Annotated in this window: 22 protein-coding genes; 8 read left to right on the top strand and 14 right to left on the bottom strand. The window is 48.9% G+C overall.

Features of this window, described 5'->3' with window-relative positions; translation table 11 throughout:
* Window positions 1–90 precede the first annotated feature (90 nt).
* Window positions 91–1,083, top strand: a complete 993-nt coding sequence (locus ACN4EG_RS01270) for a HEAT repeat domain-containing protein (protein WP_431627339.1) — start codon at window positions 91–93, stop codon at window positions 1,081–1,083.
* A gap of 121 nt (window positions 1,084–1,204) precedes the next feature.
* On the opposite strand, the gene ACN4EG_RS01265 is transcribed toward ACN4EG_RS01270, so the two are convergent.
* The 9 genes from ACN4EG_RS01265 to ACN4EG_RS01225 all read right to left on the bottom strand — a co-directional run bounded on the left by ACN4EG_RS01265 (window position 1,205) and on the right by ACN4EG_RS01225 (window position 14,313).
* Entirely contained in the window at window positions 1,205–1,747 is a 543-nt protein-coding gene (locus ACN4EG_RS01265) for a pilus assembly FimT family protein (protein ID WP_431627338.1), read from the bottom strand.
* A 307-nt stretch (window positions 1,748–2,054) separates the two neighbouring features.
* Window positions 2,055–2,660 carry a pilus assembly FimT family protein gene (locus tag ACN4EG_RS01260; RefSeq protein ID WP_431627337.1) on the bottom strand — a complete coding sequence of 202 codons (606 nt, stop codon included), beginning with the start codon at window positions 2,658–2,660 and terminating at the stop codon, window positions 2,055–2,057.
* 57 nt (window positions 2,661–2,717) lie between these two features.
* The gene (locus tag ACN4EG_RS01255) at window positions 2,718–3,893 is read right to left on the bottom strand and encodes a PulJ/GspJ family protein (protein WP_431627336.1); all 1,176 of its coding nucleotides are present in this window, start codon (window positions 3,891–3,893) and stop codon (window positions 2,718–2,720) included.
* A gap of 86 nt (window positions 3,894–3,979) precedes the next feature.
* Window positions 3,980–4,750, bottom strand: coding sequence for a type II secretion system protein (locus ACN4EG_RS01250; protein WP_431627335.1), 771 nt, complete (start codon window positions 4,748–4,750; stop codon window positions 3,980–3,982).
* A gap of 9 nt (window positions 4,751–4,759) precedes the next feature.
* Window positions 4,760–10,342 carry a hormogonium polysaccharide biosynthesis protein HpsA gene (gene hpsA, locus ACN4EG_RS01245; protein WP_431627334.1) on the bottom strand — a complete coding sequence of 1,861 codons (5,583 nt, stop codon included), beginning with the start codon at window positions 10,340–10,342 and terminating at the stop codon, window positions 4,760–4,762.
* A gap of 737 nt (window positions 10,343–11,079) precedes the next feature.
* Window positions 11,080–11,316: a 50S ribosomal protein L28 gene (gene rpmB, locus ACN4EG_RS01240; protein WP_431627333.1), complete on the bottom strand. Its 237-nt coding sequence runs from the start codon at window positions 11,314–11,316 to the stop codon at window positions 11,080–11,082.
* A gap of 113 nt (window positions 11,317–11,429) precedes the next feature.
* Entirely contained in the window at window positions 11,430–12,686 is a 1,257-nt protein-coding gene (locus ACN4EG_RS01235) for an aspartate aminotransferase family protein (protein WP_431627332.1), read from the bottom strand.
* Between the two features lie 47 nt (window positions 12,687–12,733).
* The gene (locus ACN4EG_RS01230; protein WP_431627331.1) at window positions 12,734–12,940 is read right to left on the bottom strand and encodes a glycogen debranching protein; all 207 of its coding nucleotides are present in this window, start codon (window positions 12,938–12,940) and stop codon (window positions 12,734–12,736) included.
* Window positions 12,941–13,101: 161 nt separating this feature from the next.
* Window positions 13,102–14,313: an RNA polymerase sigma factor, RpoD/SigA family gene (locus ACN4EG_RS01225; RefSeq protein WP_431627330.1), complete on the bottom strand. Its 1,212-nt coding sequence runs from the start codon at window positions 14,311–14,313 to the stop codon at window positions 13,102–13,104.
* Between the two features lie 1,029 nt (window positions 14,314–15,342).
* Here ACN4EG_RS01225 and priA point away from each other — a divergent pair.
* Window positions 15,343–17,811: a primosomal protein N' gene (priA, locus tag ACN4EG_RS01220; protein WP_431627329.1), complete on the top strand. Its 2,469-nt coding sequence runs from the start codon at window positions 15,343–15,345 to the stop codon at window positions 17,809–17,811.
* Window positions 17,812–17,868: 57 nt separating this feature from the next.
* On the opposite strand, the gene queA is transcribed toward priA, so the two are convergent.
* Window positions 17,869–18,945, bottom strand: a complete 1,077-nt coding sequence (gene queA, locus ACN4EG_RS01215) for a tRNA preQ1(34) S-adenosylmethionine ribosyltransferase-isomerase QueA (protein WP_431627328.1) — start codon at window positions 18,943–18,945, stop codon at window positions 17,869–17,871.
* Between the two features lie 333 nt (window positions 18,946–19,278).
* Between queA and ACN4EG_RS01210 the strand changes: the two genes are divergently transcribed.
* Window positions 19,279–19,668 carry a hypothetical protein gene (locus tag ACN4EG_RS01210; RefSeq protein ID WP_431627327.1) on the top strand — a complete coding sequence of 130 codons (390 nt, stop codon included), beginning with the start codon at window positions 19,279–19,281 and terminating at the stop codon, window positions 19,666–19,668.
* A 317-nt stretch (window positions 19,669–19,985) separates the two neighbouring features.
* Here the strand turns inward: ACN4EG_RS01210 and ACN4EG_RS01205 are convergent, their stop codons facing one another.
* The gene (locus ACN4EG_RS01205; RefSeq protein ID WP_431627326.1) at window positions 19,986–20,438 is read right to left on the bottom strand and encodes a YraN family protein; all 453 of its coding nucleotides are present in this window, start codon (window positions 20,436–20,438) and stop codon (window positions 19,986–19,988) included.
* Window positions 20,439–20,556: 118 nt separating this feature from the next.
* Between ACN4EG_RS01205 and ACN4EG_RS01200 the strand changes: the two genes are divergently transcribed.
* Window positions 20,557–21,072 carry a pentapeptide repeat-containing protein gene (locus ACN4EG_RS01200; RefSeq protein ID WP_431627325.1) on the top strand — a complete coding sequence of 172 codons (516 nt, stop codon included), beginning with the start codon at window positions 20,557–20,559 and terminating at the stop codon, window positions 21,070–21,072.
* Window positions 21,073–21,236: 164 nt separating this feature from the next.
* Here ACN4EG_RS01200 and dnaG read toward each other — a convergent pair whose 3' ends face one another.
* Entirely contained in the window at window positions 21,237–23,171 is a 1,935-nt protein-coding gene (gene dnaG, locus ACN4EG_RS01195; protein ID WP_431627324.1) for a DNA primase, read from the bottom strand.
* Window positions 23,172–23,306: 135 nt separating this feature from the next.
* Here dnaG and ACN4EG_RS01190 point away from each other — a divergent pair, with 135 nt between their 5' ends.
* From ACN4EG_RS01190 to ACN4EG_RS01180, 3 genes are all read left to right on the top strand, one after another.
* Complete coding sequence (locus ACN4EG_RS01190; protein WP_431627323.1) at window positions 23,307–23,492, top strand: hypothetical protein; 186 nt, start codon at window positions 23,307–23,309, stop codon at window positions 23,490–23,492.
* Complete coding sequence (locus tag ACN4EG_RS01185) at window positions 23,485–24,090, top strand: hypothetical protein (protein ID WP_431627322.1); 606 nt, start codon at window positions 23,485–23,487, stop codon at window positions 24,088–24,090. The genes ACN4EG_RS01190 and ACN4EG_RS01185 overlap by 8 nt, the downstream gene beginning before the upstream one ends.
* A 126-nt stretch (window positions 24,091–24,216) precedes the next feature.
* Window positions 24,217–25,059 (top strand): hypothetical protein, encoded by an 843-nt coding sequence (locus tag ACN4EG_RS01180; RefSeq protein ID WP_431627321.1) that lies wholly within the window; start codon window positions 24,217–24,219, stop codon window positions 25,057–25,059.
* A gap of 1 nt (window position 25,060) precedes the next feature.
* Here the strand turns inward: ACN4EG_RS01180 and ACN4EG_RS01175 are convergent, their stop codons facing one another.
* Complete coding sequence (locus ACN4EG_RS01175; protein WP_431627320.1) at window positions 25,061–25,489, bottom strand: aspartyl protease family protein; 429 nt, start codon at window positions 25,487–25,489, stop codon at window positions 25,061–25,063.
* Window positions 25,482–25,697, bottom strand: coding sequence for a hypothetical protein (locus ACN4EG_RS01170; RefSeq protein WP_431627319.1), 216 nt, complete (start codon window positions 25,695–25,697; stop codon window positions 25,482–25,484). The genes ACN4EG_RS01175 and ACN4EG_RS01170 overlap by 8 nt, the downstream gene beginning before the upstream one ends.
* Window positions 25,698–25,754: 57 nt before the next feature.
* On the opposite strand from ACN4EG_RS01170, the gene ACN4EG_RS01165 reads away from it, so the two are divergent.
* Window positions 25,755–26,393 (top strand): HD domain-containing protein, encoded by a 639-nt coding sequence (locus ACN4EG_RS01165; RefSeq protein ID WP_431627318.1) that lies wholly within the window; start codon window positions 25,755–25,757, stop codon window positions 26,391–26,393.
* Window positions 26,394–26,458: the final 65 nt, after the last annotated feature.

The following is a 26,458-nucleotide window of genomic DNA, read 5'->3' as shown; positions in this document are numbered from 1 at the left end:
TGGACAAAAAGATAGCGAAAAAAGCAGCAAATCCGAGGTTCGAGACTGCCGAAATCAGCCAAAATGGGGATGCTGTTTGTAGAAGTGCTTATGAATAACTTTATTGCAGGCGTGGTTGCTTTTCTAGTGGCAGCATTTGGATGGGTACTGTTTGGCAAGCCAAAAGGTGAAACAGAGAATAAATCAGAAAGCACGGAGGTTGTTACCCCTCCCCAGCCAGAAAGTCCTCCACCCGAGCTCGTAACACCGATCGAAACTATCAATCCACCCACAGCTACAGTAGAAACAGATGAGACATTAGGAAATGTCATCACTGAACTACCAGCCCAAGCTGAAGAGCCAGTTGATTTGATTAACTCTTTGCCTACGGAAGAAACTAGCACAGGCTCATCCTTCAGCAGCAATTTAGAAGATCCTTGGGCAGACCCATCAACCCAGGAAATAGCCCAAGGCAGCATCACGTTTGATGAGGTGACTCCCACGGAGTTTTCCGAGGCATCCGATGAAGCACCGATCGAAATTAATGTAGATGATGCAACGCAAGTGCTTGAATCTCACGAGTCAAGCCCATCTACACCGGTTACATCCTCCACTCGTTACAACGTTGGCGGCCCCATCCTTGAGGTACCGTTTGCAGCGATCCAAGATCCAAAGCGACCAAAAACTTCAGAATTACAGGATCTGAGCCAACAAATTTTAGGCTGGGGAACTTCTCGGCTTTTGAGCAATGTTCCTAAAGTTTTACCCTACGCTACCCACAACGACCCGCTAATTCGGAGTTACGTAGCGCTTGCGCTGGGTCAAATCGCCACCCCCCATACCGTGAAAGCAGAAATCGCCAAAGTGATTCCTGTCCTTGGCAAACTGAGTCAGGATAGCAATGGTGATGTGAGAGCGATGGCAATGAAAGCATTAAGTTCTATCCAATCCCCAGATGTGTTACCGTTCCTTGAAAAGGGATTGCTGAATGCCTCTGGCCCCGTTAAGCAAGCAGCTAATGCGGCCATTCAAAAGTTGAAACTGAATTATGGCAGTCAAACGACCTCAGCGGAAATTCCGCCTTCTCTCCAGCAAAGGCCCTAGACATCAAGTCTGACAGGATTTTCTTTAGTAAAATCGCCATTGCCGCTGCAACGCAGTCAGTTATACCCAGAGGATCAGTCCATTTGATTCGATTGATTTCTCTGGGTGCCATGTATGAATCTCAATAGCAATACCGGCCATTTTGCGGCGTCTTTTGATTGCTTCCTGTTCGAATCGCTCCTAAAAGCGTAGAGACAATGACACAGCGTTTTTTAATGGGATCTTGGTTAACTGATAATGTAACTCGACCAAGCTGACCATTTACATTGCCGTAGTCATCAAATTGAACCAAATACACTCCATTTTTCAGACGCAGCGTTGTCTCACCATCAATGAGTACACCTTGAGGTAACGCTCTCCATTGCACAGGTTCCTGATTCATTGGCGAGATCGCCCATTCGGTAGTGACTTGATTGGTTTGTCGAACTTGAAATTGATATCCTATTTTTTTGAGTTTCGCGAAATTCTGAGCCTGTTTCATCCCTTCTACAATTTCCGACTGCGCCACCCCAAGTCGCCAGTGCGTATAAAAAGATAACCAGGACGGAACGCCGATCGCTACAATAATCCCCAAAATAATCAATACAATTAACATCTCAATTAAGGTAAACCCTGTTTCCTGTTTTTTAGGGTTCGATCGTGGCCAAGAACTAAAGTAGCGCATAGACCTGAGTCCAAGTTATGAATAACCAATGAGATCAGCAGAGTACAATACCGTTAAATTGCCCCACGAATCAGACGCACTAACAGATTATTGAAAGTTTAATCCCATCTACACAGGACTTAAAAAAGCACTCACTTAAATTACATTAGTCACGATTTCAGCCACAGTTTCAACACAATTTCAACTATGTCAGGAAGAGTAAGCACAACAACCAGCAATAGAAAACCCTCTCAAGGACTTATGAAAGGGTTTTAACTTATCAGTCAGTATTGGGGGGTATCAGATTCATCTCAAGGAGAATACTCTATCAATTACAGTCAGTCCCTTCACCTTCTCTCATTCCACCTAATACCGTCTGAATAATGACACATTTGGTTGTTCCACCGCGTGTCGGCTTCACACCTATCTTAAAAATTGCATTTGTGGCAATTGGCTGAGTGGTCTCTCGAACTATCTCCCCATAGTTATCAAAGACAACCCACGCATTGCCTGTTTTATCAAACGTAACGTTATCTTTACTCAAATTACCATTGCCTAAAGTTTCCCATTTAGTCACAGCAGCATCTGGAATCGCGGTTCGATTTTGAGTGCAGTTTCGATTCGCAGACACAGCTGCATCCACACTGCCTGAATTTGGGCAGGGTAGTATGGCTAAGCGGAGATTAGCCAAATCAAAGCGAACTTCTCGGGGCGTCTTAGTTTGTTTCGCCTCTGCTTGGGCTCGGCGCAAAATATCAAAAATCTGAGAACGGGCAGAGTTGGTTCTTTGATTATTCATAAAACTGAGCCATCCCGGAGCCGAGATCGCTGCTAACACTCCTACGATAATCACAACTAGAAGTACTTCCAACAGCGTATAGCCAGCAGTTGAAGCATAATTCACAGGGGAGCTGATTCTGCGTTGGATAGTCATCCTACTTGTCTCCAAGGGCTTATGAAACTCAGTTGACTCAAAATCTCAATGGTTGACTTATTGATTAACTTTACCGATCGCACCTCGAGTAAGCACCCGCGTTTCCATTAAAAATGGCAAATTGCCTGTTCCAACAGGAATCCCTGGGCGACCTGCTGCATTCCCTCGGATATAAATCGCAACTTCCTGGTTGAGATTATTCGCATCCGCTCCCCGGACACAGGTATAGAAGCCTAAAGTTGATTTAGCACCCGTCGCCAAATCATTGCCGGGACTCATAATAAACCCTCCCAGTGTAGGATTAGCGGAGTCGTAGGCAGGAGTAGGGCACAGATTACTCCAACCGTTGCTAAGATCACCCGGAACCCCAGAGTTGGCATTGGCAGCAATCGACTGAATTCCCCGAGGAGGCGTGCTTTTATCCTCGCGATTATCCACAAAATCAATCAGCACAAGATTATTGGCCATTGAGGTAGGCCGACCACCATTTTTAGCCTGCAAATTTTGTGTTGCTGCACCCGCAGTGTCTGCTCCCCACGGCCAAGTTTCGAAGTTAGTCTGGCCCTGGAGGGGATTGACCCAGCCGGGAGTAGCCGTCGGAGCCCCAGCACCAGTGATGGAAGCAGTTGTAAACTGAGGTAACTCGTAACGCGTGATTCGCCCCCTGCCACGCCACAGCCTGTTGGAATTATCCGTGTTTAGCGCGTAAACCACTAGGGTATACATCCGCTGAGAAATACAAGGCACCCCTTGTAAACTCGTGGCAGCATTGGCAGTACCCGCACTAGTGCGGCAGCGATCGATCAAATTTTGGGGTAGGGGGTCAACTCGCCAAAAGGCTAATACAGGAAGGCTAGTAGCATCATTTAACGCAGCTGGTACATAATTTAAGACCCCAGGGCAACGCTTCTGTCCAGCGGTTTTATTGAAAGGATTGGCACCATCTCCTTGTAAACAACGCCCATCATAAACGTACACCGCTTCTTTGAGATCCCGTGCCATATAATCTAGGGCAGATTGCACCTCCCGTTGAGTATCGCTACGGCTGGCATCCCGCTGGTTGGTCTGCATCAGCTCCACCACCCCGTAGAGCAACCCAGTCACAATCAGACTCCCGATCGCTAAAGCCACCAATAGCTCTAGCAAGGTAAATCCGCTGGTAGAACGAACTTTCAATGACCACCGCAGCAGACACAATAGGCGAGGCTTGAGATGAGACTTAAGAGAAATCATGGTCATGCCAACAAGAAGATAGGGTCAAAGAAAGGGGGAAACGTTACATCAACGATCTAGCCTACGCAATTGGATTAGCGTCTGAATTAGCACTTCCCAGCTTTACAAAGTTCTCGATAACTGGACAGACCTTGGGAATTACTATTTTTGACAACTGTAGAATAGAGAACGGACACAGGACGCAGTCTAAATCCGCCCTGGCCTGAAGTCATCCGCAAGCTAGCCTGCGTAGTTTCAGCTTTTCCAGCCTTCAAATTGGCCTCAGCCAGCACTGAGTAAACCCTGACGCCCATAGTAAAACCTACTGACAGGTTTGTAGGATTTCCCGCATTATCCGTGGATTGAATCGAAGTCCCCGCAGTCCGAAATGTTTGTATCAGAAAATCGGCAGTACAGTCTCCATCCACATCAACCTTGACGTACTGCGTTAACGAAGGTTGACCAGAAGGACTAGCTTCTGTACAAGTTGTGTTGTTTTGCAGATTAACGTTGGATGCCTTTCGCAGCCCAGTTAAAGCTGTGGTTGGGGGGGCAGGGTTGGTATTGCTGAGAGCCCCAGTGACAGGAGCGGGCAAGTCGGTATCAAAATATTGCCCCCGTTCGACGATCGTGCGCACTCGTTCTACTTCGCCTTGAGCCAATGCCAGCCCCTGTTCTGCCCGACGATTTTGAATGCGCGTAGCAGTGGCAAAAAAGATGGGTGGCGTAATCGCGACGAGTGTGATCGAGATAACCACGATCGCCACTAAAGACTCAATTAACGTCAGACCTTGCTCCGAAGATCGGCCTAGGCTAGGAAGCCACCGAACCAAGAACTGGAGAGATTGTACGGATTGGGAAGAATCTGATGTGCGCATAATCACTCCTTAGGTTGGGCAAGCAAGGCTATTTCGACGTGCTGCAGGTACATTCGGCACCTTGCCTGCTTTAGCAGCTTGGCACAGTTGACGAATATAGGGATCATTCACTTGCGGTTCACTGTAGAACTCATTCTTAGTAGAACTGGGCGAGACGAACCGAGACGCCGCAGGGCCAGCAGGTGCAAACTGGAGCGCCACATCATACCCCCAGAAACGGTTGGGCGGACTGTAGTAGCCAATTTGCTCTCCAGATTGATCAGCCGACGCCAGATCCCCTTGGTTAGTCAATTCCCAAGCTTCCGCTTCAAAGGGAGCCGTCGCATAGTTACTGAAACTGAGTTGGAGGAATGAACCAGAGAAGTAAAGAGGAACCCCACCCCAGTTTTCTAAGAAACGGGGGAAGTTGTGCAAACCACCGTAGGATTGGCCTGCGCGGGATGGGGGAATCCCACTGACCACGATCGAATTCAACCGAGTGGCCTGTGCAGGAGATAGGCGAGCGTTATTGGCTAACGCACTGTAAGGATCATTCCCCGATACGCTGGAATCGTTAAAGAACGCTGGAACAGGCCGAGAAGGCTTTTCAGTCAAAGAGCCCGAACCATTCTTAGGGGGAGCAATCCCCAACGGCTCTCCAATGCGGGAAATCTCAATGGGTGTATCAGGATCCCCTCCAATTGCCAAATAGTTAGGATAGGTAGCTGTAATGTCAGCATTAAAGGTATTGGGATTTTTGCCCAGCGGAACAGTATTTGCTACGTTTGCAGCAGCCGTACTACGGGTCACGACGGAGGGGTTTTCTCGTAGCCAAGCCCAGGTATTCGTCTTGAAGTTGGTATCAGGACGACTCGCGTTTTGGAAAGAGGTACGATCCTTATTCTTGCAACCCAGTTCATATAGGCCACCTGTATTGGAACCGCTGTAATTGGGTTGATGGTAGCGATCGGCATCAATATTGTTAGGGTTTTGCACGAAGTAATCCTCAGCACTCCCGTCACAGAAGGCATTTGACTGAATACTGATGGAATCTGCAAGTAGCTCTGAAGGCCGCCAACGATCCTTATCAGGTCTGGCAAACTCTGTATCTAGTGTCTTGCGACTATCGTAGAAATCAGCTGCGTTGAATGCTTTATCTTGGATTTTCTCAGCAAACTCTTCCAACAGATTACCGCCCGCATTTTGGTGCAAGTTGTAGTCGCCTCGCACGTAGAGCGGTTGATCGGTAAAGAAGGACAACCCTCGATAGTTATCACCATCTTTAAAGTTGCCACCCACTAAATTATCTGCCCGCTTGAGGTCAACCCCATTGCGTAGCCGGAAGCCATAGGGACGACGATCGGGGTCGGCTAAGTAGTCGATCGGTTTTGTTGAAATCCCCCGGTTATCCGCCGTTAATGGAACCTTAGGATCCATAGGTTTGCCCGGATCACGGACATCCATGGTGTTTTTCTGAGTGTTTTCCGGGCGAGAAATCGCATCTTCCCGAACAGCATCCTCTCGGAAGGCATAGACAATGCCACTTACTGGCAACCATACATCATCTGGCGCGAAAGGCGTTCCACCAGAAGCTTTCTGGTTCTTAACCTTATTTTTCCGCAGAATATCAATATCAATGTCCATAGATCGAGACAACATTGACTGTCGAGGATCAAAGAATGCTTTGTCGAGGAATGGCACCGCCACAGAACGGTAAGACCCAGCCGTGTTCCAAGCCAATACTCGGACAGATTCTGGTGTAATCCCTCTTGGCAGCATGATTCGGTTAGGGTTCAAAGCATCAGCAGCCGGAGAATCCACAAAGGGTAGGTTCCATTGGTTCGTATCCACCACCGGCTGAAGCGCAACCTGCGAAACCCCATGATCCTCGATCGGGAAAACCGTTCTAGTGGGATCCGGATACCTTGCAAACCCAGGCTTTAAGGGTGTTTTAGGGGGCAACAAGCTAATCGGAACTGGGTTGATGGTAGCTGCTGTATTGAAATACGGAGTTGCTGGCTTCGGGGTAGTATCTGTCTGCACCCGCTTAAAGACTACCCTCTTATCATTGGCAATCTTCTTCACGTAGTCATCCACCACATAGGGCTCCAAGTCGCCAGAAACCTTGTCGGCTTTACCCCCCTTCGGCACACTTTTGAGTCCTGTCATTTGTTGCACGGTCAGACCTACCAACTCCGCTTTCGCAGCTTTCAGGGTCTTGGGTGGAATGGCATTAAGCGCAGAAACCGTCACTTCCGTCCCGTCCATGAAATCATCATGACCGGGCTGACGATGATCATACTCTCCTGCTACATCAGCTACAAAGTCACTGTTCGTATCCACCAAATCCCCATCCAAGTCGTGATCCACTTCAGGGAAGATGTAGTAGAGGGCGGGAAACTTCGGTTTCACCACTGGCCGCGCAGTTATCATTGCATAGGCAGGATCATAGGTTGCACTCTTGGGATCTAACTTAGGATCCCGTGGATCATAGGTCGTTTTTCCATTCCCGCTTGCAGATTTCTCATCACGGGGCAGTTCCAGAGCCCCGCAGAGACGAGATAGCCCCAGTCGTGCAAACTGAGTTCTCTGCATATCCAGTGCCCCCAACTGGATCCCATCAGGAAGGGTAACGGAGGGTAACGGAGAGCTGGGGGGAACTAAGGATTGGGGATTACCATTACTATCCACTGAAAGCCCAACTGCAGTAGGTTTCGCATTGACTGCCTGCTTGAAGATTGGGAATAGATCTGGATCACAGGCTGAGGGATAGGCAATGGTGGTAGGATTCGTGGGTGAACCAACGCTAATAACATAGGTTCCAAACGCAGGCGATGAGCGGAATCCAAAGGTACGATCGCGCCGCACTTGGAAGTTCAGCATAATCATTTCTGCTAAGCGAACCATTGGATGATCGGCGCTATACTTCTGGCGCAGTAGTTCAATGTAAGCTTCTGGCGGCACATCAAAGAAGTTTTTCTCGCCCTCTGGCCCAGCAACCCCACTGTTATTAGTACTTGCCGGATCGTAACCAGACCAATATTGTTGCGCCTTAGTCAGTACTTCCCCATTGGAAGGATCCCCATCCATATAGCCATATAGCTCTTCCCCTAATTTCACCATTAAGTCAGACTCGCCATTAAAGGAATCCAGGTCATAGCGACGACTGGTGGGGTCAAACCGTTGGATCTGGTCAATGTTGTAGGCCAACATCCCAACTGTGCAGGATGCCGTTTGGATATAGGTTTTGTCAGCAATACTTAGGTTTGCATAGCCTTTTGCATCCAATCTGGCCAGGGCACGGCGTAGGTTAGAAAAGTTCCCCCACATCGCCATGGCTGGATAGGGATGCACCACCGTATCATTGGGCTTCGGTGGAAAGGCTCCATCGGGATCGCCCGCAAAGTTAGCCAAGTTGTCCAACGCCCTGCGCAGCGCAGAATTTGTGTTGGCAACGTCGCTCTCAAAGGTTGCTTGATCCTTATCGGGTGGTTGAAACTCTAGCCCATTCGTCCCACGACCCACCAAGAAATTAGAGAACAGCGCCAAGGTAGTGGTCGATGACCCATCCTTCAACAAAGTGGGGAAGAAATTCGTAGACTCCCGCAGCGTTAAGGAAGTCCCAGGGTGCACTGTTGAAGCCAAACAAGCCACCGGATAGTCCTTATTGACTGCCCCATGGTAAATTGCTGCACTCTGAACTGCTGCTAGGTTATCCCGCAGCGATCGCCGTTGCTGTTGGATATGCGTTAAGGTTTTGACCTTGTCATTATCAATGGGATGGGGCCTCACGGTCGGAGGATAGAGCGGATCAGCGTCGCGCTCCAAGAACGAAGCCGAGAAATTAATTTGGGCGGAACTTGGATTTTCAATGTAACCATCTTTGGTGTTGTCCCGTGCTGTGTTCCAGCCAAACAAATTACCCAGCTCTAGCCGTTCACCCACCAAGACCCGTAAACCCTCATTCCGCGCCCGACGCTCCCAATAGCCATCAAACCCAACCTCACCAAAGGCATCAGCCGTCGGGGGATCATTCCGAGTCAAATTGGGCTTACCAACAATTTCGTCTCCCACTTTTTTGTCAGCGGGAATTTGATCATCTTTATTAGGGCCATACCGAGGCTTCGGCCCCCACAAATCGTCAGCCCGATAAAGGTCATCCACGTAGGGCGCGGGTTCCTTAGTATTCACAATTCGAGTCGCCATTGCCCCATTTTTAAAGGCATTCCAGGTAGACCCAGCACGGTTGTTGTCACCCTTGACTGATTTGTATTTATCCGCCGCCAGCAGACGTTCCGGCTCGCTGAGCATTGTTAACATCGTGGCCTTGTCGGTGGTAGCAACAGTATCAGTTGCAGGGGTAATAGTCGGATTCAGGTTAACCCCTTGTCCCACCTGGACATGGATAGGAATACTCGTTTGGTTAGGTGTTGTGTTGGTTCCAACCCGCCCTAGGGCCATTACCTGCCCTTGGAAATCCATATCCGTTTCCGTTGCATCCTTCGGCGTAGTATTCGTTGCCGAAATAATGGATGCCTCCGGATAAAACAAGCAGGATGCCTTCGCACTGATCAAGAAAGCGTTAAACGCATTGCCCCCAAAGACAAAGCTTCCTTCCGTGTGCATTGCCCCATTCCACCGGAATGCTGGCCCCGGAGAGATTTCTAAATCATTTCTAAACCAAGCACCCCATTTATTGCCCCGGTTCAGTTGCCGATCCTGATGGAACTCCATTGTGACCGCAGCACTCTTGGAATCATCGGGAATCACAAAGGAATCGACCTGAAAATTCTTCCGAATGGTTGAGGTATTACTTGCATCTAGGAACCAGCCCTCTTCCGCTTGGTTGCCTCCAGTCGCGCTAGAGACCTTACAAGCCCCTTGGGTTTCATTACTCAACGGCCCATGACGAACAATTTGAGCAGCAGCTTTGTCTGCATCATTCGTCCGGACTAGAACTTGGTCAAAAGATAGATTGCCAGCTCCTTTAGGTGTACTAAAGACAATGGAGTAGACAACCGTCGCATCTTCCTTCCCATCTCCATTCGTATCCGTCCGGAATGACCAAGCATTGTCTGGGCCATTATCTGCCATTTCCCCAGTTCCAGGCCGAGCACCTAGGTCTAGACGGGTTTCATCGGGAAGGGTATAGGGATCGGTATTCCCACTCGCATCAGGTGCGGCCAATGGCAGGCGGGCTAATCCTTTGGTTTTGCCGTCGTTCAACAGCATTGCCATCAGGTAGCTTTCCTGCGGTACCCCACCGGGATAGCGGGTATCTTTTGAAGAGTCGAACATGAATTCCAGCTTCGATCGCGCCCGATCGATCGCAGGAGTAGCCGCATTGTAGAGAACCCGTTGTTGATTTTGAACAATGACTTGGGTATTACGGCTATAGGCTCGATAGGTCAAGGCTCCTACCGTCAGAGACACCACCAAAATCAGCAGCACAGTGGTGGGCAAGATAAACCCCGAGGTAGGCTGTGCCCGCCGATTGGCCACAAACGTTGCTCGCAACAACCAATTAACAAGACGCTTGCTCATCGATCGCTGGAGTTTCCAGATTTCTCGAACAAGACTCTGAATAGCTTTGGAGAAATGACGGTTTGACATAGCGAATGATTAGAGAGCAAATGCTGCAAAATTGAATGTTGAGAGAAGGTAACCAGTCTAAGTTATCCGGGTTTTCTACTTTTGGGATGTATACCCAAGAGAGAAGAGATCATGGAACCCTGTTTCGATATTACTCACTACTTTCCAAACTGGCAAAAAACACTAAATTCAACCAATTTTCCCCTATAAGACTCTAGGGTAACGATAGGGTTAAACCAATCAGTTATTGAGTTCCGAATAATCAGACCCAGTAGCTCATAAACACGAAGATAGGTTGTTTTCCCTCCAGATTGACTCCGTAGAATCTAGCAAAACAGATCTTAAGACTCTACTAATCGGCAAAATCTAGTAATTTATTTGCCACGATTGCTTAGAATCCTGGGATTATTCCTAACGTACCCGCGATCGCAATATTTGATAAACTTTATCGCGTAAAGTTTGAATGAGTATCCTCTGCAAAGGGAATGACTTATGATGGCTAGCCTGACTGTTCTGTAGCTTGATTGAGCGTTTGAGCAAGGCTTTTCGAGCCAACCTTTTTGCTACACTCTGAGCATTAAGTCTGAGCATTAACATTGTCAACGATCGCAACATCGCAACAAAGTCTGCCTAATTTTTCTGCTGAAAACCAATTTTTTTAATAACAACAAAGGGCAAGTGTCATATCCTACAACACTCGCCCTTTGTTGGCTAATCGTCACCATTGAAGGTTGATTTTGCGAACCTTGATTAGAGGTTTACAGTTTATTGAGGTTAATTCCTGCTTGTTTTGCAAAGGCAGACAATCCCTTGAGTTCCAAGGTTTTAATTGCTTTTGTGGAAAGACGTAAACGCACAAACCGATTTCCTTCCGCCCACCAAATCCGCTTCCATTGCAGATTCACTTCTTGCAACTTCTTGGTTCGACGGTGGGAGTGAGACACCGCCATGGCATTATTAGCTTTTTTGCCAGTCAACTGACATACACGGGACATGCTTCGTTCTCCAAGCTGTGAATGTTCAACATTTCATGCAGTCTTTCATTGTATACAGATCAACTGCAAATCGGAAAGAGACAGTTGTAGTCACCTTATAGAGCAGAGAGACTTTAAACTTGGGCAAAGGCCCGATCGCATAGGGCCAAGGCTTCGTCAATCTCATCTGTAGTGACGATTAATGGGGGAACAAACCGCACCACCTGAGGGCCTGCGGGAACCAGTAAAAGCCCTTGTTGCATAGCAGCTTTAACCACTTCGATCGCGGTCACTGGCTGATCTGCCTTCAATTCCAGACCATTAATCAAGCCCCAACCTCGGACTTCCGCAATGAGATGGGGATACTTGCTAGCCAATTGCCGAAGTCCCATTCTCAACTGCTCACCCCGTTGCTGCACATTCTCCAAAATATGCTCCCGTTCTAGGGTCTGGCAAACAGATAGAGCTACAGCACAGACAAAGGGATTACCACCGTAGGTACTAGCATGATCCCCCGGCTGAAACACGTCACAGGATGCTTTACACAGAACAGCTCCGATCGGAACCCCGCCCCCTAACCCTTTTGCCGAGGTAAAAATATCGGGTTCAATCCCTAAGGTCTCATGCCCCCAAAGATGCCCCGTGCGCCCCATGCCCGTTTGCACTTCGTCGAGAATCAGCAAAATCCCTTTCTCATCACACAATTGACGCACCTGCTGGAAGTAAGTACGATCGCCGGGACGTACTCCTCCTTCTCCTTGTAGCGGTTCCAAAAGAATAGCGGCAACTTGGGGAGTTTCTGCATCTAGTTCCGCGATTGTGGCTTCTAGGGCAGCAAAATCGTTGTAGGACACATAGAAAAATCCTGGCACCAAGGGACTGAAGTTCTGCTGGTATTTGGGTTGACCAGTGGCAGTCACAGTCGCAAGGGTACGGCCATGAAAACTGGCCTGAGCAGTCACAATCACCGGATTCTCAATACCCCGACGGACATGGGCATACTTCCGAGCTAATTTGATCGCGCCTTCATTGGCCTCAGCTCCAGAGTTACAGAAAAAGATCCGATCGGCACAGGAATGCTCTACCAACCACTTCGCCAGATCCCCTTGGGGTGGGATGTAGTAGAGATTAGAGACATGATGTAGGGTTTGCATTTGTTGTGTCACAGCTTGCACCATCATTGGATGCGCATGACCTAAGGTGCAAGTTGCAATCCCTGCTACAAAGTCTAAATAAGCATGATTCCGATCGTCCCAGACACGGCACCCTGAACCCCGAACCAAGGTTAGAGGAAAACGCCCATAGGTTGACATAACATGGGCATCAAACTGCTCGGAATTCCAAGGTTCAGCCTGTTGCTGCTCAGATTGGATCAGGGTATTCAGAATCACGACGATCGCCTCGCAACGGTAAATCTATTCAAGGGATTCCATCCAATTTAGTCCAGTTTTAACGCACTAGCAGGAACTTCATCCCACGATTGTACTGTTCGGGTTCGAACTATCCATCCGGCTAACTTCTGTTGGTGGGTCAGATTTTCCTCAAAGGATTGGCGACAGTCGTGAGCCTGCTGTTCATCACAGCAAGCAATACAGACATATAGTAACCCAGCGGGATCCAACTGTTCATTGACCCAAATTGTCATTTTTAACCTCCTGCTATCAAGCTCCAAATCTAGGAGACATTTCAACGGACAATCACTCTAGTAACTTCAGTCCAGCAACTATTGTCCTATGGATGCGAGATCTAGGTTAGTCTCATTCACATCCCGTCACTCCCCTAGATTCAGTTCTACAAAAATCACAATCAGCCTAACCATCCTTTAAGACGTTCAGCAACCTGGGGTCGTCTCAGTTTCCGCATTGCTTTACTTTGAATTTGTCTGACTCGCTCTCTAGAAAGATTAAAAATACAACCCACTTCTTCAAGGGTGCAAGGTTTGCTAGTCGTTAAGCCATACCGCAGGGAAATCACATCTCTTTCCCGTTGGGTGAGAACCGTTCCTAAAATTTCAGTAATCTCCTGTCGCATGACGGCTTCACTCATCTGAGCTTCAGGGGATTGGGTGACGCCATCTTCTAGCAAATCTAGTAACTCTGTATCTTCCCCTTTGCCAACTCGGTGGTTCAGGGACAGGGACTGACGACGCACCTGCTGGAGATAGGAAACTTGCTCAGTAGGAATGGCTAAGGCAGTGGCCAGCTCCCCTTCCGTGGGATTGCGACCTAAATCTCGTCGGAGATCGCGCTGAGCCCGTTTCAACTTGTTGAGTTTTTCTACAATGTGGATGGGTAGACGAATTGTCCTAGCATCGTTGGCAATTGTGCGGGTAATACCCTGTCTGATCCACCAATAGGCATAGGTAGAGAATTTATATCCTTTGTCTGGATCAAACTTCTCAGTCGCTCGGTGTAAACCTAGTGCACCTTCCTGGATCAAATCTAGAAATGGAACCCCCCGGTTCAAATATCGCTTTGCGATCGAAACAACAAGGCGGAGATTGGAGCGGATCATCGTCCGTTTAGCCACTCGACTGAGATATAACTGATGATCCAGTTGTTTTTCGGTTAAGGCAAGATAATGTGCTAACTCTGACTTTGTGGGTAACCGATCGAGATCCCCCATTAAGTTTTCTCGACGTTGCTCAATTTCGTGGCCTACCCGGATCTGACGGGCTAATTCAATTTCTTGATCGGCTTTCAACAGAGGATAGCGCGCCATTTCCTTGAAGAAAGAACCGATCGCATCGTCGGAAATACCACGGCTATAGGTTGTTGTCCAAGTATGTTGAACGTTCTCTCCTAGAGATTCTAGATTACTGGAGTCATCAAACTCGTCTGATTCATCAAAAACTTCTAGGCTTACTAGATCTCCAGTGTCTAGATCTCCACTACCTAAATCTACAGCATTGATTTCCAGCAAATTGTCAAAGGATTCCTCTTGGATAGATGCTAATGAATTTCCCTTGTTCGATTGTGTTTCACTTGAAATAACTTCTAAATGGGATTTGGTGTTCAATTTTCTGCTCATCTTAAAATCATGTATGGTGTTTCAACATCAGTGATAAATCACTAGTAGAGAAATAGAACAGGGAACAGTGATCTGAAAAACTTTTTAGTCTACTCAATGATGATGTGGAGTAAATCCTTCATGCCCGGATTTTATTGATTTTGAAAGGACAAGCAATTGTTCAATGGGTTATATTGAACTGATTAAATGAGGCTAACAATACCTCTATTCTAGATGAGTAAAAATTTTCAGGGGAAGAGTAAAGATTCAGTTGAATGGTAAACGTTGCACCAGAAAATATTGATCAAGCTCAAGCGGAGATGCAAACAAATCTCAAATTCTCGGGCTCTGGGGATTTGACGGACTAAATGGATTCATGTATTTTGCAAGCTTGAGCTCTAGTTCAAGAGATCCTGACTCTTACCGAAAAACCTCTGTTAGGTTTAGATTTTAAAGTTCAAAGAATTATATTCTGTAGTTTATTTAACGAAATGCTTCAAAAGTTTACATCGCTTATTGCCTTCATGAGATAGGGCAGAATTTTTATCTAGGGTGGGAAAGTGATTTAACTTGTAAACTGATTGGCAAATATCAATAAGTTAGTAGTTAATCCTAAATCCTAAATCTATAACTGGGTAGATTAGCAACAAGTTGGAATTGGTGGTTACCTATAACCTGGGTAATTAAGGATTAATTGAAGCTAGGCACTCTACAAAAATTACAAAATTTTTCAATGTTTTTCTGAATGTAAGTTTTTTAACATTTTCTTGTGTCTTTTAGACGAGTTCTGCACTTTTTCTTAAGCTTTAGGATGATGACCCAACAGGCTAGGAAGCGATCGATGAATTCCTTCATCCCTGCCTGTTGGGTTAATTTCTCGCAGTGGTAATGCTCCATCCTACGGATTTAAGGGGATGCACGAAGGGGGAATTGCAAAGTGCTCTTGTGAGGTAAGACAGCCAGGGGCAGGCTAAGGTTGGAGAAGAATTCGCTATAGTCATTTAGGAGATTTTTGCTCGATCGTTGGGAAAGCTGCCTGTGTCATCTTTGGATCATCTTTCAAGCATTTCTGGGGTGGAGATTTCTCCCTTAACTCGATGGATAGAAGTGTTGGTCGATTGTCCAGGAGCGCAGGGCCTCTACACCTATGGGGTTCCGCAGGGGGTTGAGATTGCCGTTGGGGATGTGCTAACGGTGCCCTTTGGAGCTCAACAGGTGGGAGCGATCGTCATTCGTTGGGTGAAATCTTTACCCGCTGATTTGGATCCAATCCAAATTCGTAGCATTGAGGCGATCGTTAGTCGTGCTTTTTTTCCGCCGACCTACTGGCAATTGTTGAACCAGGTTGCAGACTATTACCAAACCTCCCTCATGCAGGTGATTCGGGTTGCGTTACCGCCAGGATTGTTGACGCGATCGCAGCGGCGTCTGCGCCTGCAAACAGAGCAGGCGCAGACGCAAAACTCCTTGCCTGAATTAACACCCCCGGCTGAGAAGCTTTGGGCCTTACTGCAACAGAGTAAAACCGGGGATTATTCCTGGAAGTTTATTCAACAGAAGGTCAAGGGAGCTAGCCGAGCAGTCCAAGAATTGGAAACTTTGGGACTAGTAGAAAGCTACTTACAGCCCCCAGACCAGATTCGGACGAAGCAACAGCAAGCCGTGACGTTAGTAGCCGAAGTGAGTCATCTCGAGGAGGAGTTGAGCGATCGACAGCGGGAGGTCTTAGAACATCTGAAGCGGTGCGGTGGAGAAATTTGGCTGGCGGAACTCCTGAACCAATGTCAAGTCAGTGCTTCCGTGGTGAAAACCTTGGAGAAAAAAGGTTGGGTGACGCTGCAACTGCGGGAAATGCTACGCCAAGAACAGTCGCGTATGGAGGTCGATACTGCGAAGGTACTTACGGAGGATCAAACCCAGGTGCTTGGGAAACTCCGATCGTTGCAAGGCTCTGAGCAAGTGCTGCTGCATGGGGTGACCGGTTCCGGTAAAACGGAGGTCTATCTGCAAGCGATCGCGCCATTGTTGCACCAAGGAAAGTCTGCGCTAATCTTGGTGCCAGAGATTGGCTTAACCCCGCAATTGACAGATCGCTTCCGAGCTCGATTTGGCGATCGAGTGTGCGTTTACCACAGTGCGCTATCTGATGGCGAGCGCTATGACACTTGGCGGCAAATGTTGCTGGGGCAGCCCCAGGTTGTCATCGGCACCCGATCGGCCATTTTTGCACCCTTACCCAATTTGGGATTAATTGTTTTAGACGAAGAACATGATTCTAGTTTTAAGCAAGATCAACCTGCGCCCTGTTACCATGCCCGAACGGTAGCCCAATGGCGATCGCAGTTAGAACAGTGTCCCTTAATTTTAGGGTCCGCTACACCGTCTTTTGAAAGTTGGGTTATGGCCCAGCGATCGGACTCGATCTATCTTTCTATGCCTCGGCGAATTCACGATCGACCCATGCCCCAGATCAAAGTCGTAGATATGCGGTACGAATTACAATCTGGGAATCGATCGATGTTTAGTCGAGCGTTGCAAGAAAAAATAACTCAACTAAAACAAACTGGACAACAAGGCATTTTATTTATTCATCGTCGTGGCCATAGCACCCATGTTTCCTGTCGGAGTTGTGGTTATGTAATGGATTGTCCAAACTGTGATGTTCCTCTGGCTTACCATCATACCCATGCAGATGCTGTGGAACTTCTGCGTTGTCACTACTGTGGTTATACCCAAGTGCAACCTCAGCATTGTCCAGACTGTTCCTCTCCCTATTTCAAGCATTTTGGAAGTGGGACTCAAAAAGTTACCCAAGAGCTAACCAAGCTGTTTCCCGAGGTGCGCGTCCTGCGATTTGACAGTGATACCACCCGCACAAAAGGAGCACATCGGGCTTTGCTCACGCGCTTTGCTAACGGAGAGGCAGATCTTCTGGTGGGGACGCAAATGCTGACGAAAGGAATTGACCTGCCCCAGGTAACGCTAGTAGGGATTGTGGCGGCGGATGGGATTCTCCATCTCCAGGATTTTCGGGCCAGTGAACGCGCGTTCCAGACGTTGCTGCAAGTGGCGGGTCGATCGGGCCGTGGAGCCGATCCGGGTTGCGTGATTTTGCAGACCTATACCCCTGAACATCCTGTGGTGCAGGCCGTGGTCAAACAGGACTATGCTGCGTTTGTAGAGGCGGAATTGCCCCTGAGAGCCACGCTGAACTATCCCCCGACGGGACGCTTAATTCTATTGCGCTTTAGTAGTCCCGATGCGGTTGCGGTGCAAAAGGCCGCCGATCGCGTGGCCAAAATTCTAGCCCAGCCGCAGGCCAACTATGAACTCCTCGGCCCGGCCCCAGCGGCAATTTTGCGAGTAGCCCAGCGCTATCGTTGGCAAATTCTAGTGAAGGTGCTGCCTGACACTGACCCCACCTTGCCTGATTTAGCCATGCTACGATCGTACTGCGGCAATTCCGTCAGCCTGACGATCGACATTGACCCCATGAATTTGCTGTGATGGGTGCTAATTCGCTGCGTTGTTTTGCTAGATGCTTGGGTAGGCACTGGCTCCGGGCTAGATCTTGGCCTCCGGCAAAATCAGCATCGCATCTCCAAAGGAATAAAAACGGTAGTTCTCTCGAATCGCTTCGGCGTAGAGATCCAACAGCCGCTGACGGCCAATCAACGCGCTGATCATCATCATCAAACTCGATTTGGGAAGATGGAAATTGGTGATCATGCCATCCACAGTTTTCCATTTATAACCGGGATAAATAAAAATCTCGGTCTTCCCGCAGTAGGGTTCTAGTTTGCCCGATCGTTGCGAGGCTCCTTCGAGCGATCGAGCGGATGTTGTCCCTACCGCAATCACACGCCCTCCGTTGATTTGGGTCTGCCGCACTTTCTCAACGGTTTCGGCAGGCACTTCGATCCATTCCCCATGCATCTCGTGTTGAGTAATGTCTTCCACTTCCACGGGGCGGAAGGTGCCAACGCCTACATGGAGTGTGACAAAGGCCCGATCGATGCCCTTTTGGGTTAACCGCTCCAGTAGCTCTGGTGTGAAGTGCAGTCCTGCGGTGGGGGCCGCGGCGGAACCGAGGCGATCGCCATAGACCGTTTGATATTGCTCCGGGGTGGATTGGCTGTCTTGAATGTAGGGCGGCAAGGGCATGTGCCCGTATTGCTCAATCACCTCTAGCAAAGATTGATTGGTCGCAGTCTTAAATTCCAGCAATCTTCCGCCGGTGGCATGGTCTCGATCGAGAATCGTAGCAGCTAATTGTACGGAGGTGTCCTGGGGGGCGATCGGTGTAAATTCGATGACTGCACCAGGTTGCAACTTGCGGCCCGGTTTAACCAGGGCTAACCATTGGTTGGGACTTTTTTCTTCCAGTAAGAGAACTTCAACCTGGCTTCCGGTGGGCTTGTGGCCGTACAATCTGGCTGGAATGACCCGGGTGTTGTTCATGACCAACAGGTCACCGGGTTTGAGAAACTGCTCTAGCTCATAGAAATGCTGATGGCGATGCAGGGTGCGATCGGGAATCAGCATCAGCCGAGAATGATCTCGTGGATTAGCCGGATTTTGGGCAATCTGCGTCTCCGGTAAGGTGTAGTCATAGGCTGAAAGGCTGCGATCGAGATCCATGGAATTGCATCGAAACTTAGAGTCTAGACCACTAGGGTACAGGGGAATGGAACCAGAGGAAATGTGTAGAACTATGGAGAATGTGTACAATAACGATAGAGTACAGAAACTAACTTCACAGATTGTTAAGAAGTGAGAAGTTAGAAGCGCATAAATGCATCTGTCAATACATTTTTTAATCTCCATTCACTAAAGATTTATCCTCCAAGATTTCTGCCCTGGAAATTCACATTTTTTGGGTAGGTTCCCGCTCCTAGGTTGGGGGATATTCCCCTACATTTACAGCGGGTTGCCGTCGATGATTGAAGTGTCGCATTTGCGAGGACATGTTCTATGGATTACCTCTACTACCTTGCGAATGCCAGCCTCACCCTTCGGATTGTTGAGTTTCTGCATGCGAATACCCAATTGCCGCTTCTCTTCATGACGGTGATTCATCAAATTGATGGATGGGTGGTGCGAGTTAAGTTTGAACACCCACTTAACCCGCAGCAGGATGGTGATTTTCGCGCCTTCCTGAATGAGCTGGGCATTCCCTACGACCCCAACGTTCGAGTCCAGATGGCCCTTTGGGGCTTAGAAATGGGCCAGATGCCGATCGATGTAATGCAACGGTATCAAATCGCAGTGGTGTCCCATGGTCATCCTGACCGGGCAGAAATTGAAGCCTTTCGAGGCCAGTTTGTGCAGGGATTAGGATATTGTCCTGAAACCTTGGCTTAGGGTGAAAGCTTAAGCCACATTGTGCAGGGATACTGCTTGTGATGAGCAGATTTCACTTTACTTAGATTCAGGATTGATTAGATTCAGGATTGATTAGATTCAGGATTGATTAGATTCAAGACTCATTAGTAGATGCTCTATTGAATAGACCTTTATTGGACTGGGTTGAGCAGTCTCATAGGGTAGGGTGTAGGCTCAGCTAACCTTCAATAGACATCGCTAAGGGGCTCAGTGTGACGAATTGCGAAAGGATCTGCGTGCAGTAGGAGTGATGCAGTGGTCTAGAGCTGAGAAATCTTGTGAAAAATCTCGATCGTTTAAAGACGTTGGTTAAATTCCAAAGCGTTGATTAAGTAGTTCACCAAAGTCAGTTGATACCCTGCGATCGTGCGGCTAAACCCAGGTTGAGTGGGTTGGCTTCGCGATTGAGGAGAGTAATGCACCAGCGCAATATCAAAGCGACAGGGGCGATCGGTGTATTGGGGATGCTTGAGAAAGAAACACTGTGCAGCTTTCCAGAGTTTGGTTTGTTTGCTGCGGGTGATGGCTAACGATCCATCAGAATCCCAATTGTAAGGCTGACGGGTTTTGACTTCGATGAAAATTAGGTCAGCAGCAGCATTGAGCGCCACAACATCCAATTCTCCAAAACGGCAATGCCAGCGCTGGTACAGCACAGTGCCGCCTTTGGTCGCGACCCATTGGGCCACTAACTGTTCTCCTAGTAAGCCAGGATCGGGGGCAGGATTGGAGGAAGATTGGGCGCTCATAGACGAGTTTCTCATGGTCTTTTCTAGCGTTCCCTTAGTTACGACCGTGCCGCACCGATGTACGATCTAAGAATAGGCAGATTGTTTGAAAAGATTCAGTTGGTGAATGCGTACTGAAATGCGTAGCGAATTACGGATCAAAAAGTTTTCCTTCCGGTGGCAGCGCTGGGTGATAGGGATGGCGATCGTGGCGATCGGGTTACTGTGCACGCTAGCTCCGGCCTGGGCAGAGGACTATAACAAAGAATTTCTTGTAGGCCGAGATTTTTCCAACCGGGATTTAACCGATTCCAGCTTCAACCATGCCAACCTGCGGGAATCGAACTTTAGCCATGCCAATCTGCAAGGGGTCAGCTTTTTTGCTGCGAATTTAGAAGCCTCTAACCTCGTGGGGGCGGATTTGCGGAATGCGACGTTGGACAGTGCCCGTATTTCGGAAGCGGACTTGAGCGATGCCAACTTGGAAGGGGCGTTTGCGTTCAATGCCAAGTTTGAGCGTTCCAAGATTGATGGCGCAGACTTCACCGATACCCAGATGCGGGAAGATACGCGGCTACTGCTCTGCAAACTGGCCACAGGTCGCAATTCCGTCACAGGTCGGGACACCCGCGAGACGCTCTATTGCGACGACTAGCGTTGGGAGAATTTGAGAAACCGGGGTTCTTTGACAAATTTAGGCAAGAAGCCTAGCTGTTAAAAGAACCCCGGTTTCTGTTTAGCCCTTTTTTGGGAAACCGGGGTTCTGTTTAGTCCTTTTGGTCAAATTTGGGGGGCTAGAATCCTGGTTTCTGTTGAAAGCTATTCGCCTAGCCAAGGTGTAAGGACGAGATCGGAAAAGTTCACCTGACGCTGCCGATCGAGTTCACGAATCCGTTGATCTTCGGCGTAGATCTTTTGCTGGTAGTACTGCCCCAGATCCGGCGAGGTCACGAAGTCGGTATTTTTCCATAAATCGAGAAAATGGCGGCGGCGCTTTTCGCACATGACTCGCTCCATAGCTGCGGCTGCCGTACGAATCACCAATTCCGCCCGCTGAATGTCCGTGGTGGTCTTTTCATCCAGCTCAAACAGGCGGTACACCTGTGTCATTTCCGTGGGAAATTCGGTGCAACGATCGCGCAGCAAGGTCAACAAATCCGGCGCATCTGGGGCGGCAAATTCCGAAGCCGTGGGATTGGCGGATTGAATGTCTAAAATTTGTCGCCAGAGAAAACGATGGTGGGACTGACTGAATTCCAAATCCCGTTCTTCTAAGACTTCCACAATTGTGGAACGATGCTGGGGGGCATGGAGGTACAGTTGCAATAGTTGAGATTCGGCTTCTTCCAAGAGCGATCGGTCACCGGGGGTCTGCCATTTGGCCGATCGGCCATGCCAGCGTTGCCCTTTGACCTGGAGCCGCAGGTTCTCTTCAATCTGCCGGACGAGCCTTGTGTTTCCCTGGCCAAGTAATTCCGAGCATTTCTGAATGTAATGGGTTCTTAGGGTCGGATTGGGCAGATTTCCCAGTAATTTGACCAATTCCTCCGTAGCGGCCTGCATCTGATCGGGCTGCTGGAGATTTCGAGGGTGGATCGTCTGCTGGATTTGCCAATCGATCCACAGGGGCGCGTTTTCCAGGAGCGTTTCGTAGGCTGCGGGGGCGTGGTGTTTTAAGAACTCGTCGGGATCCTTGCCGTCGGGAATGTTGAGGATCCGTAACTGCACATCGCCTTGGTAAGCCAGATTGGCCACTTCCCCGATCGCCCGTTCCGTGGCTTGCACCCCCGCCCGATCGGCGTCGAAGTTAAAAACCACCCGTTTGGATTCCATGTAGCGCAGGAGTTGCCGGACTTGATGGCTGCCCAAGGCGGTGCCCAAGGAGGCGACAGCGCTGGTGATTCCGGCGGCGTGCAGGGCAATCACATCGAAATAGCCTTCCACGACGATCGCCTGGTCAGTTTTCGTGATCGCGGCGCGGGCTTTATCCAATCCATAGAGGGTTTTGCCTTTGTCAAACAGTTCGGTTTCCGGCGAGTTGAGATATTTTGGTTGCTCATCGCCCAGCGATCGTCCCCCAAAGCCAATCACCCGACCTTGCAGATCCAAAATTGGAATCATCAACCGATCGCGGAAACGATCGTAAAAGCCGCCCCCTTCCTTACGCGGTACGAGTAATCCAGCCTGCTCCACCAAGGCCACGGGATATTTTTTCTGCTCTACCAAATAGCCGTAGAGGGTTTCCCATCCGCCCGGTGCATAGCCTAGTTGGAACTGCTGAATCGTTTCTTCCGAAAGCTGTCGCTGCTGGATTAAATAATTCAGGGCGACCTGTCCCGCCGGTTGCCGTAGGGCGTATTCGTAGAACTTCGCGGTCAGGGCCAGAATTTCGTACAGTTGCTCCCGCACGGAAAGTTGGCGTTGGAGTTCCTGCCGCTGTTCCACATCCAGGGTTTTCACGGGGACTTGGTACTTTTTGGCCAGATCCAACACGACTTCGCTGAAGTTGCGTTTGCCAATCTCCATCAAAAATTTGATCGCATTCCCCCCTGCGCCGCAGCTAAAGCAGTAATAAAACTGTTTGCTGGGGGAAACGCTGAAGCTGGGGTTACGTTTGTCGTCGTGGAAGGGACAGAAGCCGACAAAATCTTTACCCTGCTTTTTCAGGACAACATGTTCCGAAACGACATCGTAAATATCAGCACGCTCTTTGACAGCTTCGATCGTGTCTGGATGCAGACGAGGAACGTTCATGGCAGTGCGCAGGTTGGACAGTGGAGGTTGAATGGCTAAACTTTAACAGGATTTTCGGGCGATCGATCTGACCTTTTGTATTGGTTTGTGTATTGTTTAGTCAGGGATGTCGGGATGATCGGTTTGCTACGATAGATGAACCAGCAAGCTCCTATTCTGATGAAATATCCTTTCCATACGCAATCTCAACCGGTTTCTGGCGAAGCTGCTAAGAAGCTGCTCGAAGCGATCGATTCTGGTACTACAGTTGTTAACGATCGGATGCTGGCTCTGGCTAAGCGGATAGCTGCGCGTCGTCGTAAAGCGCAGAAGCATGGCTAGTTTAGGTAAATTTGGCGGGGTAGATTTTTCCCAAATCAGCATTGAACCCTTGACCCTAGATCTTCGATCCCTAGGACAGGGGTTTCGTTGTGTTAGAGGGGAATTCACAACCTATTGGAAGCAAGGGCGGATTTACCGGGACATGGATTCATTTCTCTGTCAATGCTGGATTGTTCGCATTGAGGATGCCTTAGCTGGCTATATTACGCTCCTAGCGGATAAGTTGCAGGTTGAAGATTCGCTTTTGGAGGCAGAAGGTGTGAAGTATCGGACGTTTCCTGCGGTGAAGATCGGACTATTAGCAGTAGATCGACGCACTAAAGGGCTTGGTGTGCGATTGGTTGATTGGGCAATTGACTATGTGATGACTGAGGTTATGCCAATCATTGGTGTGAGATTCATCACGGTTGACGCGCTTTATGATGCTGATGTTGATCCAGCCTACGATGTCTCTGGTTTCTACAGTCAGTTTGGCTTTGAGTTCGCGACTCCTAATGCTCCTTTACCTCCTGCAAATCCCTATCGCACGATGTACTTGGATTTGAAGCAATTGATGGAGGCTTTGAGATTGGAAGAAATGGTCGAGGGGCACAAATAATCGATTCCAAGAGGCTATCTCCTGTGCTCAGATTAGGTGTCTTTGGGCGATACTGCCTGGCAATTTGCAGCGAGATTACCTACCCTAAAAGAAAATCTGTAATTCACCCTAGGGGGCACGATCGGGATGAAGGGATCTCTGCAAAGGTTCGGGTTGGTATTGCTATTGGGGCTGGTTCCCTGCCGATCGTTGGCCCAAGCGTCTTCTCCTGAAAGTCCGGTACCGCCGATCGATCCGCGCTATCCCTCTGCAGTGCAAGATGCGGCCAGGGTAGATCCGGGTGAAAATGTGGATTCCCTCTGGGCGATTACGCCGGATAATCCCAAGCTGGTGTGGAATGCTGATAAAACTCGCTTACTGGTGGTGACTTGGAAAAGCCAAGCGGCCTACGATCGCTTCATCAAGCCCAGCACCCATACGGCGGCCAGTGAAGCCTTTGTGGTCTGGGTGACGGCGGCTCCCCAGGTGAAGGAATTCTGCCAGAACTATTTGAAAAAACACCCCCAAGCCTCGATCGCCGATCTCAACCAGCGGCTGAAGCAATACCTAGGACTCCATCCCGATTGGCAGTATGACTTGTTTGTTGAAATGTGGGTCAGCCCGACGGATCTGTTTCGGCCTTGCGTTAATCCCAGCATTACCGATCGCCAGTGTGCACTGACATTCGACACTAGCAATGCCAGCAAACCGACGGTGAAAAATATTGCCGACTACCCTGCCTTTTATAAAAATCTCTACTTTCAAAGTTTTCGCAGTGGGCCGGGAGTGCCTTGGACAGGCTTGGGCTATACCTATGATTGGGGCAATGTGCGAGATCAGCAGAAGGCCGAACGCCGCGATCGAAAAAACACGATCGGAGCCAGCGAGTTTATCCTAGTGCCCAGCGCTTCCTACAGTTTGCAACAGGCAGCCTCAACCCAACGCTACTGTGAGCCGATAGTGAGCGAGATGGCTGGTAAAGGCGATTAATCTACTCCGCATCAGAAGCTTTAGGGCTCACTGCGAACGCTAGCTGTGAACGGTAGAAGCAAACATCAAACTCCATAAAAAAATTGACCTGCCCCAAGATGAGTGGGACATTAGTAGCTTGTGTCCACGCAAGTACTAATTGAACAGGCTCAAATTGCCCTATGACTGCTTGGGCAAGGACAACACGCGCTTCATATTGAGCCAAATTTCCAGTCAAGCTCAGGGATGTTGTTTGCCGCTCCCAATGATAACCAAGCTCCACTCCTACTGAATATGGCAGCACATTGACACTTGCACCAGTATCTAGAAGTGCTAGGGCTGAGACAGAAGCTTGTTGGTTAAGCAGAGTGAATGGCAAATAGGGGCGGAAACTCGCTTCACCTAAAGTTGGGTCGCCTGCAAGAAATGGATAGCGCTCAGCATTACGCATGATCTTGAGCTTTAGCAGCTTGTAGTACTTTTAGCATTGTGTCCGCCGCCTCGTCCGCACCGTAGGGAGACCATACGGGATAAGCTTGTTCCGGTTGAATGAGATCGGTTTCCTGCTGGGCGAGTTCTGAGAGCAAAAGCTGCATGATATGGAACTTATCTGAGCGACTCAGACTTTTTAAGGTGGAGATTAGGTCTGCTGAAACCATGTAAAACACTCCAGTTAAATCGTTTTTTCCTTCTATTCTAAAGATTTCTTCATGCTTATGATGTCTTTAACCTCTCCGGGAATGTTGCCCGCCTCGCCTCGTCTGCACCAGCAACTAACGTTTATTTTGGAAATTGATCGCCTCAAACAGGTGCTTCGGCAGACCCTGCTGACCGATGGTTCCCGCCGGGAAAACGATGCAGAACATTCCTGGCATTTGGCCATGATGGCGATCGTCTTGCAGGAATATGCAGCGCAGCCTGTGGATTTGCTAAGGGTGTTGAAAATGCTGCTGATTCATGACTTGGTGGAAATTGATGCGGGCGATACCTTTTGCTATGACGAGCAACTTCTGACGACCAAGGCCGATCGGGAACAGCAAGCCGCCGATCGCCTATTTGGCCTATTGCCCATCGAACTTCAAGCAGATCTCTATCCCCTCTGGCAGGAGTTTGAAGCTCGAGAAACGGCGGATGCCCAGTTTGCTGCTGCCCTCGATCTCCTGCAACCCATCCTGCACAACTACCAAACCCAAGGGCACAGTTGGCAAAAAAATCAGGTGACGGCAGATCAGGTGCGCCGCCGTGCCCAGTCGATCGGGGTGGGTGCGCCTGTGTTGGGTGATTATGTGGAAGTCTTGCTGCAAGCGGCGATCGACCAGGGATATCTCTTGGACGCGCCAGTATCCGTTGCGTAAGCGATCAAAGGCCAAGCGGAAACTAGTACCCGAGGAAGAGGAATATTAAATTATCTTTCTAAGGG

The organism is Alkalinema pantanalense CENA528, assembly GCF_050753345.1.
GTDB classification, from domain to species: Bacteria; Cyanobacteriota; Cyanobacteriia; order Leptolyngbyales; family Leptolyngbyaceae; genus Alkalinema; species Alkalinema pantanalense.
This window is presented reverse-complemented; position numbering and strand designations above follow the sequence as displayed.